General features: G+C 52.0%; 12 protein-coding genes and 2 pseudogenes. 2 read left to right on the top strand and 12 right to left on the bottom strand.

The annotated features are described in order from the left end of the window. Positions 1–136: 136 nt before the first annotated feature. The 8 genes from ACA062_RS09720 to ACA062_RS09685 all read right to left on the bottom strand — a co-directional run bounded on the left by ACA062_RS09720 (position 137) and on the right by ACA062_RS09685 (position 9,861). Positions 137–967 (bottom strand): p-hydroxycinnamoyl CoA hydratase/lyase, encoded by an 831-nt coding sequence (locus ACA062_RS09720; RefSeq protein WP_150783401.1) that lies wholly within the window; start codon positions 965–967, stop codon positions 137–139. 117 nt (positions 968–1,084) lie between these two features. Continuing rightward, positions 1,085–1,975, bottom strand: a complete 891-nt coding sequence (locus tag ACA062_RS09715; protein ID WP_497456175.1) for an SDR family oxidoreductase — start codon at positions 1,973–1,975, stop codon at positions 1,085–1,087. Beyond that, complete coding sequence (locus ACA062_RS09710) at positions 1,972–3,006, bottom strand: MDR family NADP-dependent oxidoreductase (protein ID WP_497456174.1); 1,035 nt, start codon at positions 3,004–3,006, stop codon at positions 1,972–1,974. Before ACA062_RS09710 ends, ACA062_RS09715 begins: the two co-directional genes overlap by 4 nt. 15 nt (positions 3,007–3,021) lie before the next feature. Continuing rightward, positions 3,022–4,578 carry an AMP-binding protein gene (locus ACA062_RS09705; RefSeq protein ID WP_497456173.1) on the bottom strand — a complete coding sequence of 519 codons (1,557 nt, stop codon included), beginning with the start codon at positions 4,576–4,578 and terminating at the stop codon, positions 3,022–3,024. Between the two features lie 19 nt (positions 4,579–4,597). After that, positions 4,598–5,440 carry an enoyl-CoA hydratase/isomerase family protein gene (locus tag ACA062_RS09700; RefSeq protein ID WP_497456172.1) on the bottom strand — a complete coding sequence of 281 codons (843 nt, stop codon included), beginning with the start codon at positions 5,438–5,440 and terminating at the stop codon, positions 4,598–4,600. A gap of 36 nt (positions 5,441–5,476) precedes the next feature. Next, entirely contained in the window at positions 5,477–6,592 is a 1,116-nt protein-coding gene (locus ACA062_RS09695; protein ID WP_497456171.1) for a saccharopine dehydrogenase family protein, read from the bottom strand. A gap of 42 nt (positions 6,593–6,634) precedes the next feature. After that, complete coding sequence (locus ACA062_RS09690) at positions 6,635–7,915, bottom strand: acyl-CoA dehydrogenase family protein (RefSeq protein ID WP_497456170.1); 1,281 nt, start codon at positions 7,913–7,915, stop codon at positions 6,635–6,637. Positions 7,916–8,070: 155 nt separating this feature from the next. Beyond that, entirely contained in the window at positions 8,071–9,861 is a 1,791-nt protein-coding gene (locus ACA062_RS09685; RefSeq protein ID WP_497456169.1) for an acyl-CoA dehydrogenase, read from the bottom strand. Between the two features lie 281 nt (positions 9,862–10,142). On the opposite strand from ACA062_RS09685, the gene ACA062_RS09680 reads away from it, so the two are divergent. Then, positions 10,143–12,266 carry an FAD-dependent oxidoreductase gene (locus tag ACA062_RS09680; RefSeq protein ID WP_497456168.1) on the top strand — a complete coding sequence of 708 codons (2,124 nt, stop codon included), beginning with the start codon at positions 10,143–10,145 and terminating at the stop codon, positions 12,264–12,266. Next, positions 12,263–13,441, top strand: coding sequence for an acetyl-CoA C-acyltransferase (locus ACA062_RS09675; protein ID WP_497456167.1), 1,179 nt, complete (start codon positions 12,263–12,265; stop codon positions 13,439–13,441). Before ACA062_RS09680 ends, ACA062_RS09675 begins: the two co-directional genes overlap by 4 nt. Before the next feature lie 180 nt (positions 13,442–13,621). Here the strand turns inward: ACA062_RS09675 and ACA062_RS09670 are convergent, their stop codons facing one another. The 4 genes and pseudogenes from ACA062_RS09670 to ACA062_RS09655 form a co-directional block, all read right to left on the bottom strand. Then, positions 13,622–14,398 carry a methyl-accepting chemotaxis protein gene (locus ACA062_RS09670; protein ID WP_497457391.1) on the bottom strand — a complete coding sequence of 259 codons (777 nt, stop codon included), beginning with the start codon at positions 14,396–14,398 and terminating at the stop codon, positions 13,622–13,624. An 81-nt stretch (positions 14,399–14,479) separates the two neighbouring features. Continuing rightward, positions 14,480–14,776, bottom strand: a pseudogene (locus tag ACA062_RS09665) (HAMP domain-containing protein); the annotation flags it as partial. 1,092 nt (positions 14,777–15,868) lie between these two features. Further along, a complete protein-coding gene (locus tag ACA062_RS09660; RefSeq protein ID WP_497456166.1) occupies positions 15,869–16,669 on the bottom strand; it encodes an SDR family NAD(P)-dependent oxidoreductase in 801 nt (266 codons plus the stop codon). A 46-nt stretch (positions 16,670–16,715) separates the two neighbouring features. Further along, a pseudogene (locus tag ACA062_RS09655) lies at positions 16,716–19,093 on the bottom strand (efflux RND transporter permease subunit). Between the last annotated feature and the right edge of the window lies 1 nt (position 19,094).

Below are 19,094 nucleotides of genomic sequence, written 5' to 3'. Positions count from 1 at the left end.
TCACTTTTCTTTTTGAAGAGCGCCACTCACATAATTAGCGCAAATATAATCTAGCTCGGATCCATTGATCGAAGCTTGATCCGTAAAATAACGCTACCGCGCTGTATTGCGTGGACACAGCGCGGCGCGTGCAACTTTATCGCTTATATGCCTCCAGACCAGGCTTGATGCTCTTCTCATCAAGGAATTGCTTCAGTCCCTGCTCACGGCCGTGTTCCGGATCACGCAACTGGGCTTGATCCAGTTTGGCGTACAGGTAGTCCTCGCTTTGTTCCCAGGTCAGCTCTCGGCAGCGTTTGAAGCCAATCTTGGCAGCGCGCAACACCACAGGGTTCTTGTCGAGCAGATTACTCGCCAAGGCAATTACTTCATCGCGAAGATTCGCCAGAGGAACGCTTTTGTTAACCAAACCCATTTGGGCAGCTTTCTGACCGCTAAAGGTGTTACCCGTCATGATGTAGTAGAGAGATTCACGATGACCAACCGTGTCGGCCATGGCCTTACTTACCAAGTTTCCAGGCGGAATACCCCAGTTGATTTCCGACAGGCCGAAAGTGGCTTCGTCAGCACAGATGGCCAGATCGCAAGCTACCAGAGGACTGAAACCACCACCGAAGCACCAGCCGTTGACCATGGCGATGGTCGGTTTGCTGTACATCCGCAGTAGTTTCCATTGCCACTCCGAGGCATCGCGGCGAATGCGCTCCTGAAGGATCTCAGGGCCTGCATCAATCTCACGGAAATACTCCTTGAGATCCATACCTGCCGTCCAAGCGCTGCCTTCGCCAGTAAGCACCAAAACGCGTGCATCAGCGTCCTGCTCCAGGGTTTCCAATACATCTCGCATTTCACGATTGAGTGTAGGACTCATCGCATTGCGTTTTTCTGGACGATTGAGAGTTACCCAAGCAATACCACCATCAACGTCTACTTTTACGGTTTTCCAACGATCAGCATAATTGCTCATATCATACCTACATGTTTATCAACGAGATAAACGGCCGCTCTACAGCTTTAAACGGCCGATGGGAGGCCACATCCCCGCGACAATTCGCAAGAACGTGAATAAAACTTTGGTTACTACTTAGTTTATTGAAAGAGGTTTTACATCACGCCCCTTCAACCACTCAGACAGCCCTAACGAACTTAAAATGAGTTGGTCAAACACACGATCTGGCAGAAGCTTACCGGCCCACCAAAGTCCATCCAGCGGGTAACGCGATTTCGGTTGCTTCGCTGAAATAGCATGCAATACTGCCTTACATACAACATCAGGCGACTTAGCTCGCTTCTCCATACCGCGAAGGTTTTCGTTAAAAACAGCCCACGAATTTGAATATCCCGACTCTGTGTAAGATTCTGTATTGAGTGCCTTTTTCGACTTCTCGAACAACGGAGTTCGAATAAAACCAGGTTCAATTGCGGCGACGTGGATCCCCGAGGAAAGCAGTTCTCGCCTGAGCCCCTGCGTCAGCGCTTCAACGGCGTGCTTGGAAGCGGCATAGGTCGCTAGGAACGGAACCGTGATCATGCCGGAAACAGAGCTGATGTTTACGATGCGTCCAGGCATCTCTGATCCTCGACCAAGCAACACGGCAAAGCTACGAGTCACTTTAAGTAAGCCGAAGACATTTACCTCGAAAGTGCTCTGAATTTCTTCCCATGGCTGCTCAAGCAAAGGCCCAGCTGCGCTTACGCCGGCATTGTTGATCAAGGCCGTAAGATTGCTGCCAGCAAGAGCCTTCTGAACAGATGCCACAGCCGCTTCCACTGAGGCATGATCAGTGACATCCATCTCCACCGGTACAAATGAGTCTGCCCAACTGTCGATCAACCTCTGAGCATCAGCTAACTTGCGAATGCTTCCAAAGACCCGGTATCCGCGTGAGAGCAGAAAATCTGCCATCGCTTCGCCGATCCCCGATGACACGCCTGTAATCAATACAGCAGGTGCTTGAATGCGGATCGAAGTCATAATGGATCACTAACCTTGAGAATTAGTTTACCAGGACGTTTACCGGTATAAAGCGTAGTAAGCAGCTCTGGTGCTCGCTCGAAGCCGAAGTGAATATCTTCTTCTACATGCACTTCTTTCTCTTTTAAAAGCTGAGCCAATCCCTCGACCCCTTCAACCATTTTTTCCCGATAATGCATCAAATGAAGCCCCTGAACGGTCAGCATTTTGGTGCAAACTTCCATAAAGTTCTCTGGGCCACGGATTTTTAAATTTCCATATCCTGTGCTGATAGCCCCGGAAATCAATACACGACCTCGCGGCGCCATCTTCAGCAACAGCGAGTCAAGGGTTTCGCCACCAACATTGTCAAAATATGCAGTTACGCCTGCTGGACAATGAAATTCTAATGCATCAGCAAGAGATTCGTTCCGATAGTCGATTGCTGCATCGAAACCTGCTTTTCCGACAAGCCATTGGCATTTATCTGTCCCACTGGTTAAGCCAACAACTTTCTTTGCGCCGAGAGCTTTTGAAATACCCCCGGCTAATGAGCCAGTTGCCCCGGATGCGGCTGATACAACCACCACATCTGACTCACTTATTTTGAGTTGATCAGTCAGGCCAAAATAGGCAGCAAGACCAGCGGCTCCTAGTGCACTTAGATTCCATGTGTCGGGATAGTCGCCGCGCTTTAAGGTGCGCAGAGGTATTGGCGCATCCGAACGGACAATCGAATAGTCTTCCCAGGCCATCAGTCCTTCAACAAGCTCCCCGATCGCAAAATGCGGATCACGGGAATCTATTACCTGACCAATCCCAACCGTCCTCATCGGCTCTCCTAGGCGAATAGGAGTCATGTAACCGCCATTCTCAGTCAACCAAAGCCGCTGGCTGGCGTCGTAGCCAAAGTAGAGGGTACGCACCAGGACATCGCCTTCATGCAGCAAAGGAATACAGGTTTCGTGATAACGAAAATCCGTATGTTCGACCGCGCCTTCAGGCCTACGAGCAAGCAACCACTGACGGTTCACAACTCCACTATTCACCATCTCACCCGCCCTCCTTCAGATACGCCGATCAACACCTTGCCAGTAGGCATCACGCAGCTCTTTCTTCAGAACCTTCCCTACCGGGCTACGAGGCAACGTAGTCACGAAGTCAACGCTCTTTGGTGCCTTCACCGAACCCAGTTTATGTTTGCAAAGGGCAATCAGTTCTTCGGATGACACCTCTGTCCCGTCTTTCAACTCGACAACTGCTTTAACGGCTTCTCCCCAGTGCTCGTCTGGTATGCCAATTACTGCGCAGTCCAAAACCGATGCATGCGTCCACAGAATTTGCTCAACTTCACTGGGGTAAACGTTGAATCCACCGCTGATAATCATGTCTTTTTTGCGGTCTGTGATATGCAGGAAGCCATCACTGTCCAGATAACCGATATCACCAGTGTGCAGCCATCCATCGACGATGACCTCAGCTGTTTTTTCAGGCTGCTTGTAATAGCCCATCATCACGATATCGCCACGGACGCAGATTTCGCCGCTTTCACCTTTCGCGAGAGCTCGCCCCCCTTCATCCTTGATTGCAAGGGAGTTGAGGACGGAAGGCTTGCCACAGGCAGAAAGCCTTCGATCGGACGCGACTCTGCCAGCCACAAAGTGGTCACCTGGACGCATGGCGGCGATGCCACCTGGAGCCTCAGACTGTCCATACCCCTGAAGCATGACCGGGCCAAACACCTCGATAGCCTGCTTAAGCTTCTCGACAGACATTGGTGCTGCGCCATACATGAAGTATTTCAGAGAAGAGAAATCCCTTTCGGAAATACCTGGCATCTCAACGAGACGGTAAATGACAGTTGGAGGAAGAAAGAACTCGGTAACGCTTTGCCCTTCAATTGCCTTGAGCAAAGCCTCAGGGTCAGGCTTGGCCAAAACAACAACTGAACCGCCGCGCGCACTCGCAGGCAACGACAGGAACCCGGCTGAGTGGGTCATCGGAGCTGCGGCCAGGTTAACAATCGATTCGCCGGGTTCGTAATGGTTATTAATGATGGCGTTAGCAACTGAAGTGCCTAGGTTGCGATGCGAAAGCATCACTCCTTTCGGAAGGCCTGTGGTGCCCCCTGTAGGCATGATGGCTGCCAAACTGTCCTGCGGGACTTTCAACGAAGGCGCGATACGTGGCTGGCTTGCGAGTAAGCTAGAGAGCGAATCACTAATCGATGAATTGCCGTCTATGCAGATCAGCTGACGTAGATTCGGGCACTGCTCTTTCAGCTGGACGACGATATCGCTGAAGCCCTGTTGGTAGAACAGAACTTCAACATCGAAGCCGTCGAGCAATTGTTGCTGCTCTTCGACGCTACTGCGGGGATTAACCGGAACCCAAGCCAATCCAGCCCGCCATAATCCAAGTACGCACATCCACGACACTGGATGATTCGCTGAGAGAACCGCTGCCTTGGTTTCAAGAGGATATCCCAAGGCCAAGAGTGCGTTGGCAACTTGGCAAGTGATTCCATAGGATTCGTTGAATGACCAACGCTGCCCTTCCATGATGAACGCCGTAGCATCACCATCGAGGCTGTAGCCTCGGTCGAAAAAATCGAAAATAGCCATAAGATCGCTCGCGCAGACGTTACTTGTTAGCCTGAGACAGGTTTGAAATTGTTTCGGGGAGATTCAGTTCGTATTCGCGGCTCTGCCCGAGCGACCGTACGCCCTCAACGCCTTGGGCGAATTCTTCAGTTGCCATCGCGGAGCGCAGCCCATCGTTTTCTTTGGCTAACCCCGCAAACAGCGGTTCGATCATCGGGGCGTATACTTCCTTGAAGACGTCCCGATGCATGCCAATAACGCCGAAGGAACGTTGGGAGATTTGAGCTGCCAAATCGTCGACGTATTGATCAAGGTCGGCCGGCGGAAGTGCCCGGTTAACCAAGCCATAACGCTCTGCTTCCAAACCTGAATAATCCCTACCGCTGAGGAGAAATTCCAAGGCGCGTGCAGGGCCTGCAGCTAAAGCGATTCTTGTGGTGCCACCACCGCAGGCCAGGAAACCGCTGCTGGCTTCTGGGGCACAAAATTTTGAATCCTCGCTGGCAAAACGCATGGATAAGCCCATGGCGAACTCCAACCCTGCACCACGGCACCGACCTTGAACCTTGGCAATAGTGACCTGTGGGAGTCCTTGCCATGAGAGCGCCAGTGCCTGCAGGGCATTAATATCGGGATACTTGCTAGCCCTGGATGGATCTGCTGCGGACTTCACCAGATCGTCCAAGTCAAAATGGGCAATAAAGAAATCTGGATCGGCACTTTCCAGGATGACGACTTTGACACTGGTATCAACGAAGAGTTGGCCGCTGAGTTGGAACAACTCCTCGGTCATTTTCAAATTCATCAAGTTGACCGGCGGATTCGACAGTGCAACGCGTAGTACCGCGCCTTCTTGCTTGAGACTAAAGGTTGTATAACTCACGACTATATCCTTTCGAAGTATGAACGACGATGCGAATTAGGAAACTTGCTCAACCTTAATGGAGGCATAACCGTAACTCTGCAGTGTTCCCATCAGTTCGCGATGACCAAACACTTCGCTAGGTGATCGCACGCCCACAACCCGAGGGGTTTCAGAGACTAAGCGACTCGCTGCATAGGCTTGAAGCAGGCCAGTAGTCAAATATCCACCCGTACTGAAGATTGTGCTTTTGACCGCAACGTTGTTGCCGGTAGCCAGGCAAATATCGATCGAGCGATGGACTTGGCGAGATTCACGAGGAGGCGTCGAAGGAGTGATTCCTGTTGCCATCTTGTCGAGAACCGTCCGCAATTGGTTCTCTGGCAACCATTGCAGCTGAACCTTATACGCTCGCTCAAGCTCCAGTTCTTTCTTGTAAAGCTCCTGGTTCCAAATGGCGACGTCCATCTTGCAGTTACGTACACGGCCATCTTTACGGAACCAAATTGGGTTGGATGAACCGCCCCAGTTGGAAGTCGTTAATACTTCACCCGAAGGCGTGCAAATCTGTCCGTTTTCGATACCTGGATAGCGAACCAATTCGCGATCTTTCAGGTAATAGCAAGGATGCCGTACTGCATCGAGAATGGTTTGGGCCGAGGCAACAGTCGGCACCGCGTTACCGATACCATGTAACCGAAGCGAGTCGACGCCTGGGGTTTCAAGACAGTAGCGCGCACCGATCTCACTTAACCCGTACATATAGGCGGTGGACGGCACCATGACGAGGCCAGCCTTTTCGAATTCACGTCCGAAATGCTCGTCAAGTTGCAAGATTGCGGACTGCTCGCCAGTTGTGTCTAGGTAGTGTGTTCCTGTGCGCAGACAGGCCTCTGCCACCTCAAGGTTGTAGCGCATGAACGGGCCGACGGTGTTACACACGACCTTACGTCCCTTAAACAATTCCACAAGTGCTTCGACAGAGTGCTCTACCTCAACAACTTGGTATTGAGCACTTTCAATACCTGGCACCAGACGCAGGGCCTCTTCAACACGCTCTCGGTTACGACCAGCCGCGATAAACGGCAGGCCCAGTTCACGTAGGTGCTCGGCTACTAGGCGACCGGTGTAGCCGCTCGCGCCGTAGATAACAACGGGATAATCAGATCTCAAAGGTGAATCCTCTTTCCGAATTTGTTTTTATAGGGAAACGAATTAGAAACGACCCCAGCCTTCCTGCTGATGCAGTTGACTCAGCAGGTAGCCGTAGTGCATCTGCAAAATATTGTTCTCACCGTCTTCGATCTGCATTGCTCGCGCGTCGCGGAACAATTTTTCAATCGGATATTCTTTGGTTAGCCCTGCTCCACCAAAGAGTTGCAGTGCCTCGTTGACGACATTCATCAGCTCGCTGCAGCAAAAAGCTTTGCCAGCGGCAGTGAAATAAGGGTGAGGACGAGGGGAACATTTAGTGTAATGAGCCACATGCCTAGCCATGGCACGTATGGCTTCAACCTTGGTTCCCATGCCACCCAATCGGAATTGGGTGAGCTGGTGTTTCGCCAGCAACGCACCGCCTTGTTTGCGCTCATGGATATATCCCAACGCAAGTTCAAAGGCTGCTCTAGAGAGGCCGGTAGCAATATGACTCATTGCAGTGCCAGCTTGCGCCCACGCGTACGCATGCTTGAGCTCATAATCGTCGCGCGTGGCAACCGCAAAGCGACGAGGAATTCGCACGTTGTCGAAGTAAATTTCACCCTGAGGCAATGAGCGTTTGCCTAGTTTCTCAAGAGGCTTTCCGCGTGAGACACCTTTGATGTCGAGGGGCACAACGATATTGCAGCCGTAGGTACTACCGTCTTCGTCGAAGAAGCCATCACCGTAGTCAGCGACGATGTCCAGCAAGGCGACTTCGGCTACCGCCCCGTTGGAAACCCAGGCAGATGATTGGCCATTGATGATGATTTCATCACCCTTGAATACGGCCTGAAGATTTCCTTTATTACCTTTTGACCCAGGGTGCCGCTCTTCGGAGTAAAGCGTAAGACCATCAGACCCACGATCTGGCTGGGTGGCAACCCAACAGCCAAGCTTACCCTCGCAAAGATCGACCAGCTCTTGGCTCCCGCTCGCTTTTGCGAGAGTTATCGGCATGGCACCTGCGCCACTGGACACCGTCAAGCCAGCATCGCCCCAAGCCATCTCTTCCACTACCAAACCTTCGAGCTTCGCCGCCTGATCTGCTGGCAAATCAGTCATCGCATCAGGAGAAAAACCGAGCTTTTGAAACTCCAAGTGGTAGTCCCAGAAAGGAGAACCTGGAAGGTAGGCCTGCTCAGCAGGAAGGCGGTCGATTTCTTGACCTAGTGGTCGCATCACCTCCCGCGCAAAGCGATGCATGGCGTGTTGAATGCTTTGCTCTTCCTCAGTCAGACCAACATCAAAACCAGTCATTCCAACAAGTGGCAACGGAACCGCCTGATGCGTGCTCATAGAGACTCCTTATTATTATAAATTTGCAATTTTTTGGTGCTGGTCGAACCGCAGGTCGCGGATAAGTTGGTTATCGCTTTAAGGCCGCAACCTGAAGATAAATCTAAGTCACCCAAAACTCCCCCCCAATTAAGGGTTGGATTGGGGGGAACGGATTAGAAAGCCGCCTCGCCCAAGTCCATGACAGTTGCGCCGCCTTCCTTGGCAACCTGAGCAAGACCAGCGGCCTGAGGCAGAATGTGGGCTGCGTAAAACTGCGCACTATGGATTTTGCGTCGAGCAAATTCGGTATCACCAGGCTTCTCGGATACGATCAATGCCGCCCGCGCCATCTGCCATCCGCCAGCGATAACACCGCATAAACGTAAGAAAGAAACTGAGCCGCCAAGCATCTTTGCGGGACTGTCTGGATAACGAGCGAGCATCCACTCCGAGGCCCCTTGCAGAGCCTCGACCGCCACACGGAGATTTCGCTCGATAACCCGCAGACGTTCGTCGTCCCGGCTGTTGAGTTGACTCAAAGTAAAATGAATTGAGGACAGCCAGGCACGCATCGCAGCCCCGCCATCACGAACCAATTTACGCTCGACAAGATCATGGGCCTGAATTGACGTCGTACCCTCGTAGATAGCCGATACCCTGACATCCCTTAGAGGTTGCGAAACACCGCTTTCTTCGATGTAGCCCAAACCACCGTGCACCTGGATTGAAGTCGAGGTCACCTCGATTCCAGTCTCGGATGCCCAACCTTTGAAAATGGGGATCATCAGGTCGACAAAGGACTGACTTGCCCGACGAGTAGATGAATCGGGGTGTCTGGACGCGATGTCTCGCTCAGCCGCCAGGACATACGCAACGGCCCTCATCGCTTCAGTTTGGGCTCGCATCGACAACAACATCCTTCTCACATCTGGATGCTGGATTATGGGAACCGATTCCTTGCCGCCATTGACTGCACGACCTTGAACCCGCTCCTTGGCATAGATCAACGATTGTTGATAGGCGCGCTCGCTGAGCGCTACCCCTTCCAATCCAACGTTGTATCGAGCGGAGTTGACCATTACGAACATTGCCTGCAGGCCCTTATTTTCCTCGCCCACGAGCCAACCCTTAGCACCTTCTCCGCTTCCTCCATACACCAAAGTGCAGGTCGGACTGGCATGGTTTCCAAGCTTATGCTCAATACCACTGCAATAGACGTCGTTCCGAATCGGGGAATCCCCCTCCTCATTTACCGGAAGCAATTTTGGCACGAGGAATAGAGAGACACCTTTCGAGCCTTCTGGCGCGCCTGGAATTCTGGCTAGAACCAGGTGAATAATATTGTCCGTGAGATCGTGCTCGCCATAGCTGATGAAAATCTTCTGCCCAAAGACCCGGAATGCTCCGTCAGGCTGACGTATAGCTCGAGTTCGCAGAGCACCGACATCAGAACCCGCCTGTGGCTCGGTGAGATTCATGGTCGCCGTCCATTCACCGCTCACAAGCTTCGGAATGTAGTCATTTTTCAACGACTCATTGGCAGCACTCGCAAGCGCCTTCACACCGAACGCCGTCAACTCTGGGCAGAAGCAGAATGCCTTGTTCGCAGAAACGAACATTTCCTGAAGGGCAGCGCTGATCAGGTTAGGCAGGCCTTGGCCGCCATACTCTGCGGAAATCGAAACATTGTTCCAACCAGACTCTATGAATTTAGCGTACGCCTCAGAAAAACCAGGGGCGGTCTTGACGCCCCCCTCACTCCATTGCGCACCTTCGCGGTCACCCACGCTATCAATCGGAGCCAAGACTTCACGGGCAAACCGTGCGCCTTCACTTAGAATGGCGTCGACCAGTTCTGCGTCGGCCATGGATTCAGCGTCGTCTAACTCCGCCACTCTCTCTAAGCCTGCAAGCTCATGCAAGACAAAGCGAATCTCATCCAAGGGTGCTGCGTAAGGGTTCATTGTTATTTTTCCTGCGCCTAATGACGTGTGTCAGTGTAAGTCCACGACTAATCATTAGTGACAGCGATAAGGGGGGGTTACCACCACCCACAAAGAGGGGGAAAGCTTGTTTGGAGTAGTCATACTCAACTTCAATTCATACACTCAAGTCAGCGACATCTACCTTGCTACAACATCTAGTTTCGAAATTAATTCGAGGCACTTACATGCAGGTTAATTAATTGTTCCCGCAACAATTAATTTAAAAACCATCCTACGCAACTCAACCGCCTGAGGTAACCATGGTTCATTATCATGTAAACGACGGGGTCGCAGTAATTACGCTAGACCATCCACCCGTCAACGCGTTGGGGATTTTACTTCGCCTTCAGCTGTTTGAAGAGTTTGGCCACGCCCTGACCAATCCAGACGTCGCAGCCATTGTGATTACGGGGGCAGGTCGCGGCTTCAGCGGCGGTGGGGACATTAACGAATTCGATACACCCGCCCTAGCTCAAGCTCCAACATTGATGACCGTCTTCAATCAGATCGAGAGAAGTCATAAGCCTGTGGTAGCGGCGCTGCATGGCAATGCTTTAGGTGGCGGTCTCGAATTGGCCCTCGCCTGCCATGCGCGCGTGACCCACACAAAAACCCTGGTAGGTCTCCCCGAGGTTCATCTTGGCTTGGTACCAGGTGCAGGGGGGACTCAGCGTCTGCCCCGTTTGGTTGGAGCAGAGCTAGCGCTCAATCTCATTACGCAAGGGAAAATTGTTCAGGCGTCAAGTTTGGCCGAAAGCGATTTATTCGACCAACTGACTGATGGTTCACCCATCGAAGCCGCTATCGCATTGGCGCATGAACTATCAAAAGATGCTCGTGCTGGGCGACCTCTCAAACGAACTAGCGAACTCTCTGTTGCATTGCCCAATGCGCAAGCTTTCTTTGCCTTTGCTCGTGCGACTGTCCAGGTTCAAACACGGGGAGCGACTGCCCCACAGGCCTGCGTGGACTGCCTTGAGTATTCGGTTACGCTCCCATTCCAGCAAGCGCTAGAGAAAGAGTTTTCAACCTTTTGGCGTCTGCAAGGTACGCATGAGTTCAACGCCTTGCGTCATGCATTTCTGGCTGAAAAGAAGTGCTTAGAGATTGAGAACATTGATCCCGACGCGCCTGCGAAACAGATCAACGATGTAGTCGTGGTTGGTGCTGGCACAATGGGCTCCGGCATTGCCATGAGCCTGGCTAACGCCGGACTGCAGGTGACTCTGGTAGAGCGTGACCAATCCGCGCTGGATCGTGGATTGACATCGATTGCTAGCACCTATGAATCGTCTCTGAAAAAAGGACGACTTTCAGTCGATCAGATTGCAAAGAGGAAATCTCTGATCAGAGGTTCGACCGACTTCGATGTAGTGGCATCTGCGGATGCGATTATTGAAGCTGTTTTCGAAGATATGAATGTGAAGCGCGAGGTCTTCGACTCGGTTGGGAAATTCGCCCGGCCGGGCACCCTGCTCGCTACCAATACCTCAATGTTGGACGTTGATGAAATTGCTCAAAGTTGCCCGGAAACTGAAAACTTTTTAGGCCTGCATTTCTTCAGCCCAGCACACGTCATGAAGCTTCTTGAAATCGTCAAAGGTCAAAAGACCTCCTCCCAAAGCCTAGCCACTGCGATGAATCTTGCTCGTAGACTGGGAAAAACAGCTGTCATTTCAGGTGTGTGTGAGGGCTTCATTGGTAACCGGATGCTCCAACCGTATTTGATGCAAGCCGGTCTTCTGCTCGATGAGGGCGCCCTGCCTCATGAGGTGGATGCTGCAATAGAGAAATGGGGATTCGCAATGGGGCCTTTCCGGGTGAGCGACATGGCTGGGAATGATCTAGGCGCCAAAATTCGCCAGGATCGTCTGGCGAAGGATCCCAATCTTGTCTATTCCCGCACATTCGATGCAATCGTCGAGTTGGGACGCGCAGGCCAGAAATGTGGTCGAGGATGGTATGACTACGTACCCGGCCAAAGAGCACCACAAATCAGCCAAGATGTTACTGATGCAGTTCTAGCCGAGTCGCAACGTCTAGGTCTGCAGCGACGAAAAATCAGCGATGAAGAAATTGTTGACCGCTTACTACTGGCCCTGGTTAACGAGGGCGCCAAGATTCTGGAGGAAGGAATTGCGCAGCGGGCGTCCGATATCGATGTGGTCTATCTAGCTGGATACGGTTTCCCCAGGTGGCGTGGAGGCCCGATGTTCGCTGCGGATCAACGAGGGTTAAAGGATGTAGTTGCCACAATGCAGCGATTCGCGCGGGCTCCTATGTATCAAAACGCTCAAGAGTTTTGGCGGCCAGCCAACCTCCTTCTTTCCCTGTCAGAAAAAAAACGCACTTTCAGTGCCTTCCAAATAACGGAGCTGTCATGACTGAAGCCGTCATTGTCTCCACCGCTCGGACGGGTCTCGCCAAGTCCTTCAAGGGTGGATTTAATCTTACTCATCCCGCGACCCTCGGTGGCCATGTTGTATCGCATGCTATACAACGTGCGGGGATAGACTCCGCTGAAGTCGACGATGTCGTATTTGGAAGCGCCTTTTTGGAAGGCGCTGGTGGGGTTAACCTAGCCCGCGTGGTTGCACTACGTGCAGGCTGCCCTGTGTCTACTAGCGGCCTCACCATTAACCGCTTTTGCTCTACAGGCCTGCAGTCCATTGCTCTATCAGCGCAAAGGGTCATAGCTGGGGAAGGCGATATATTTGTAGCCGGTGGTGTTGAGTCCATTACGCTTGTGCAATCACATGCCAACAGCTTCAACGAAAAAGAAGCCTGGGTTCAGAAAAACTATCCAGCGGTGTATTGGGGAATGCTCGAAACCGCTGAAGTCGTTGCCAAGCGATACGGCATATCTCGGGAACGACAGGATTTATACGGGCTGAGGAGCCAAATTCTGGCAGCTCAGGCACAGTCTAAAGGTCTATTCGATGACGAAATCGTACCCCTCACCACAACCATGGCGGTCGTAGGGGCAGATGGAAGTATTAGCACTGCAAACGTAACGGTCGACCGAGACGAAGGGGTCAGGGGTGATTCTACAATCGAGGGCCTGTCGAAAATCCGTTCTGCGATTCCAGGCGGTGTTGTAAGTGCGGGCAACGCCAGTCAGTTGTCGGACGGTGCCTCAGCATGTGTCGTTATGAACGCTAGCTTGGCAGCCCAAAAAGGCCTCTCTCCTCTAGGTGTGTTCAGGGGTTTCCAGGTTGCTGGATGTGAACCCGACGAAATGGGAATTGGCCCAGTCTTCGCAGTGCCTAAGCTACTAAAAAAGGCGGGATTAAAGGTAGAAGACGTTGGACTATGGGAGCTCAACGAAGCCTTCGCCGTTCAAGTGCTCTATTGCAAAGAGAAATTGGGCATCCCGGACGATCGACTTAACGTGAATGGTGGGGCTATTGCGTTTGGGCATCCGTTCGGCATGACGGGGGCGCGACAGGTTGGGCACGCACTGATCGAAGGACGTCGGCGCGGCGTTCGTTATGTGGTTGTCACGATGTGCATCGGCGGCGGTATGGGTGCTGCTGGGCTTTTTGAAGTCATTCACTAGCTACTAACCCGGGCCGGTACTTCCGGCCCGGTGTTTGCTTTACCTCCTCAATTGCGTCTCCCCTCCCCACTCCTCCCCTTTGCCTCCGATGCCATAGTGCTCAAGCAAACGATCGCTTACGGCCAACCTGGATATGCCAATGGCGCACCAGTCTGGAGCCGATAGGGTATGGACATTGCCTCAAGTCCGAAAATGGCCGACTGAGGTGGTTAATTCTTTACCAACCTGCTGCAACGCACGTGTCGAGTCGTGCAACAGATGGCTTTCGTGCGCTGTTTCTTCGGCAATCGAACGCACCCGCTCCATGCTTCCGCTGACCGCCTCGGCAGCTGAACTCTGCTGTTGCGCCGCTGCGGATATCTGCTGATTCATCTGCTCAATCCTGGAAACAGCTCGGGTGATGCTAGCCAACGCCTCTGAAGCTTGGCCGACAAGTTGCACAGTTTCGTCAGTTAAGGCATGACTACCCTGCAGACGCTCAGCAGTCCGTTCGGCGCCCTGTTGCAGGCGCTTAATCAATGCTTCTATTTCCACCGTGGAGGATTGGGTACGGAGGGCCAGAGCACGCACTTCGTCAGCCACGACGGCAAACCCACGACCGTGCTCTCCCGCCCGCGCCGCCTCGATTGCCGCGTTTAGCGCCAGCAGGTTGGTCTGCTTGGCCACGGCGTTGATCACATCCAGTACACTGCCGATCGCCCGGCTTTCCAGTAATAGCGACTGCATGGCTCCGGCACAATCGGTCATTTCCTCGGCCAGACGATCAACCCGAACGCCAGCCAGTCGGACTAATTCATCGCCCTCGCGGGCTTGACCGTCAGCCTGAGACACCGCAGCACTGGCTTCGCATACGTTGCGAGCGACCTCTTGAGAAGTCGCAGCCATCTGTTGCATTGCCGTAGCAGTCTGCTCCGTCTCCTGCCGCTGCCGTTCCACCCCGCGACTGGAGCGTTCCATCACTGCCACTAGACCATCAGCAGTGCCATTTAGCTGGGTGACGCCAGAACCAATTCGACCAACTAGGCCCCGTAGGCTCTCGAGCATGCCACCAACCGTTGCGAGGAGCTGCCCCAGTTCGTCGCGCTGGGCCATAATGGCCGGTGGAGCACTGAGGTCGCCAGCCGCCACCCGTTTGGCCAGAGCCACGGTCTGTCGCAGCGGTTGAAGAATTAGCTGACGGATCAAGAGACCGGCGCCAATACCCAGTCCCAATGCCAGCAAAGTAATCAGACCGAGCTGTTTGTAGGCATGATGACTGTCCGCCACAATGTTCTCAGCCTGAGCCTGCTCGGAACGTACAAGAAGAGCAGTGAGCCGTTCGCTTTCCACATTCATTTCCTGGCTTCCTCGGGCCGCCTGCTCACGACTTGCGGCAAACTGCTCGAACGCCTGTCGGTAGTCCGTCAGTGAAGTCTGGGCTGATTGCAGTGACGCTTCGCTTTGGTTCCCGAGGCGAAGGGCCAGATTTCCCATGGCTGAAAGTACATCGGTCATGTTCGATTCCCAGTCGCTGCGACGTTGCTCCTCATTTTCTAAGCTGTAATACAGCTCGCTGTCGCGCACCCGCGCCAATTTGTCACGCAGGGTTGCAGCTTGTTCTAGCAACTGCAGTTGCCCACTTTCAGGTGTCTGTCCCTGCTCAAGCGCCACGGTCAAGCTGTCTATCTGGTCAAGGATCACCGCCGAAAAACTGTCCCCTGCCGCAGCCGCACGATTTTGCATTCGCAAGCGCGCCTCGCGTGACAAACGCAGGGCGTCAGCGTAGTGCAGAAATTGCTGCAGGTAGGCGGAGCTAGCCAGACGCAAACTGGACGTTGGAGGAGCACCATTGGAATCCAGCTGAAGGCCCAATTGATCGATCGCATGGCGCACCATATCGGCAGTTGCAGGTGCCAGGTCTTGAGCAAATGTTTTTTCAGCGATACGGGCTTTCAAGACGTGCGCTTGAGTGGCCGACTCTGACCGCAAAAACTCACTGCGCTTCTGCAGCAAATTGAGGGAATTAAACGCCGTAGCTGCCACCCCCAAAGTCAAAAGCAGTACTATCCCAAAACCCAACGATAGCTTGCAGCCGACAGACAAATTGCCAAACACAAACATGATTTTCTCCCAAGCGCCGCCGCAACGCCTGCATGGATTGACCGGTACGTTTCTGCTCATAAAACGTGCTCTTCAACGCAACGAATGTTGCAATACACGCAGGGGGGCATTGTCCGCAGCCTTATCCGATTGACCGGACAGGAACGTTGCTTAGATTCAATCTTTTTTGTAGATAAGCGTGCCTAGATGGCAGCTCGAGAATCTCGAGCCACCGGTGTACACGAACAATGAGGTATCGGTCAGTGCTGTAAGGCTGGTGGGGCTGTTGTAAACCGTGAGTACCACACTGGTGGTCACAGGCATCGAAAAGAAGATTTCTTAGGAACCTCAGTAACCCAATTTCTTTTTCATTATCGCTCCATATTTATTTGGGAACAATCTCGAGAGACGATGCAAGGCTCGCGCCCCATTGCCAACAAGAAGGCGTTTTTCACCAGCAACCAAACCGTTGATAATTTGACGAGCACAGTCTTCAGGCGTCGTAATCATCTGTGAAATCATTGCTTCGTGCGCCTTACGCTCGAAATCACTTTTGTATGCAGCTACGAGTGAGTTCTTGCTGATGCTAGTGTTAATACCACCAGGATGCACAAGTATCGCATCGACCCCTGTCCCCTCTAGCTCTTGCCACAAGGTTTCCGTTAACGCACGCACAGCAAATTTGGACATTGAGTAGGCACCTTGACAAGGTGTTGCAACCAAACCGAAAACGCTAGATATGTTGATTATCATGCCATTCTTTTTTTCAAGAAAAATCGGCAAAAACGCTTTAGTACCGTAGATAACCCCCCATAGATTGATTGCAAAAACCTTTTCAATCTCTTCGAACGTCAGATGTTCCACTGATGCTACAACTGACGTCCCAGCATTGTTTACTATAACATCGACGGTTCCGAAGTCACGATAAACCTCGTCAGCGAATCGACATACCGCATCTCGATCTGAAACATCGACCGTATAACATTTAACCTCAATATGCTCATCTAGCATGGAGGCTGTTTCATTAACGGCTAATTTATTTACATCTGACAGTGCCAAGCGTGCGCCAAGGCGAGCGAATTCGTATGCAAGCGCTCTGCCGATTCCGGAACCAGCCCCGGTAAGGGCGACAACACGACCTTTAAACATCAACTATTCCTCAATTATTTACAAAATCTTACGGAGAGTACATTCCCTACACCGTTAACTGACCATGTTTTTTTGCAGCCGGTTTAAGGAGGAAATGCGCGAGCGCAGGAAGAAGCACTAAAGCACCCACCATATTGCCAACAAACATGAAGGCGAGAAGAATCCCCATGTCAGCCTGAAACTTAATAGGTGACCAAGCCCAAACGGCGACACCTAGAGCAAGTGTCAATGCCGTTAGCATTACTGTCCGCCCAGTGAGCAACAGTGAAATCTCGTACGACCTCGTTAACGAATCACCATTACGAAGACGCTGTAGCAGAATACTCATAACGTAAAGGGCGTAATCCACCCCTATACCTACGCCCAGGCAATGACGGGTAACGTGGCCACCTTTACGCCCATACCCAGCATTACCATCAGCGCTTCACAAAGCAGCGAGGTGACTGCAAGAGGGATCAGCGTACAGACAACCGCCCGCCACGACCTGAACGTTATGAAACAAAGGATCATAACTGCGCCATAGACCCAGAGAAGCATCTCTCGATTGGCTTGACGAACGACTATATTTGTGGCCGCTTCAATGCCCGAATTGCCAGCTGCGAGAAGGAACTCTACAGACTCACTCGTATTGTCTTCTGCAAATTTAGAAGCCCGTTGAACGACCGCGTCCAAGGTCTCAGCACGGTGATCACGTAAATAAGCAGTGAGTGGGAGAACGGAGCACGTGTCATTGTAAAGGCCTCGTGGTGAATTCGAGGTAATAGTGTTCGACATATCTCTATTCAGTGGTAGGTCACTCCACTTCGGATGCCCTTCATTGTAGCCGCTAAACAACAGACGCTGCTGGCTCGCGAGTGACCTAGTCGCTTCCACGACATCAAGCGATCGCAACTCCCATTCCAAGGCGTCAATTTTCATTAGCGTATCATAGGCTGTACACTCCCCTTCAGGGGTTCGAACCATCACTGTGAATATGTCAGCACTTGCGCCGTATGAGGTCTCAATGAAAGCGTTGTCTTTATTATATCGGGAATCTTCCCTCAGTTCGGGTGCGCCAGGATCGAGATCACCGATCTTAAGATGAGTACTTACCCAGAATGCGCCTACGACCACAAAAACATGTGCAAGAATAACAGTTTTTGCAAACTTTCGCTCAGTCAAACGACCAAGAAAATGCCAGACCTTATGAGCACCACCGCGCTCGGCGCGAAGACTTCTCTCCGCCGCAACTGGACTGACCCCGATATAGCTCAACAATACCGGGAGCAGTATCAAGTTCGTGAAAATAAGAATCGCGACACCTAGGCTGGCGATCAGTGCCAACTCTCGAATCACTTCAATCTGGATTATTAACAGAACACCGAATCCTACTGCATCACACAAAAGAGCACTCAAGCCTGCTAGAAACAAACGGCGAAAAGTAAATCTAGCAGCAACCAGCTTTGGCATACCACGACCAATATCCTGCATGATGCCGTTCATTTTTTGCGCACCATGACTCATACCAATCGCAAAAATAAGAAATGGCACAAGTATTGAGTACGGATTCAGATCGAATCCCAAAGAAGGCAAGGCGCTTAGCTGCCATAAAACGGCGACTAATGAGCAAGCGACTACTAATAGCGTGCTTCGAATGCATCGAGTCTGATAAAACAACACTGCAACAGCCAGGAATATGGAGAGCAAAAAGAACCCAGCGATCTGAGCAATACCCGATAAAAGATCGCCTACTACCTTCGCGAAACCAGTAATGAAGACATTGAAGCCTTTTGCTTCATAACGAGCTCGTATATCCTCCAGCTTATTATCAAGAGCCCGATAGTCCAGAGACACATTAGTCGAACCGACAGTTAGCAATGGCACAGACACGAGCGCAGATTTCTCATCCAGCGCAACAATTTGACCAATCTCGCCAGAACGTTGGACGTTGGTGCGCAAGTTAACCATATCACCCGGACGCCCCTGATAGTCATCCGGAATCAATGCTCCGCCGTCGAAACCGTCCTCGGTTACGCCTTGCCACCTGGCGTTTGGAGTCCACAAGCTTTTTAAACTGGCTCGATCCACACCAGGCAGCGCGATCAGTTCATTCGTTAAAGTCCGAAGGTTCTCGAGAAATTCAGGATCGTAAATATTCTCCCCTTTTGAGGACAAGACTACACGTAACACGTTCGGCGTCGGAAGATCCGACTTCATCTCCAAATAGTTAGCGATAAAAGGATGCCCAACGGGTATCGTTTTTTCAAAGCTTGCATTGGTAGTCAGGCGCCCCAACTGAGTAACTGCAATGATAGTTACAAGGGTGCAAATAATTATCACCAACAACCGATTATTGAATAACAAACGTTCGAGGATTGATCCAGTTGCAGGATGGAACGATTCTAGGGCTGATGCGACGTCAGCCTCTTTCATTGATGCGGTCATG

This window comes from Pseudomonas sp. LBUM1679, from assembly GCF_059695565.1.
The sequence above is the reverse complement of the archived record's forward strand: the minus strand, read 5'-3'. Positions and strand labels throughout refer to the sequence as shown.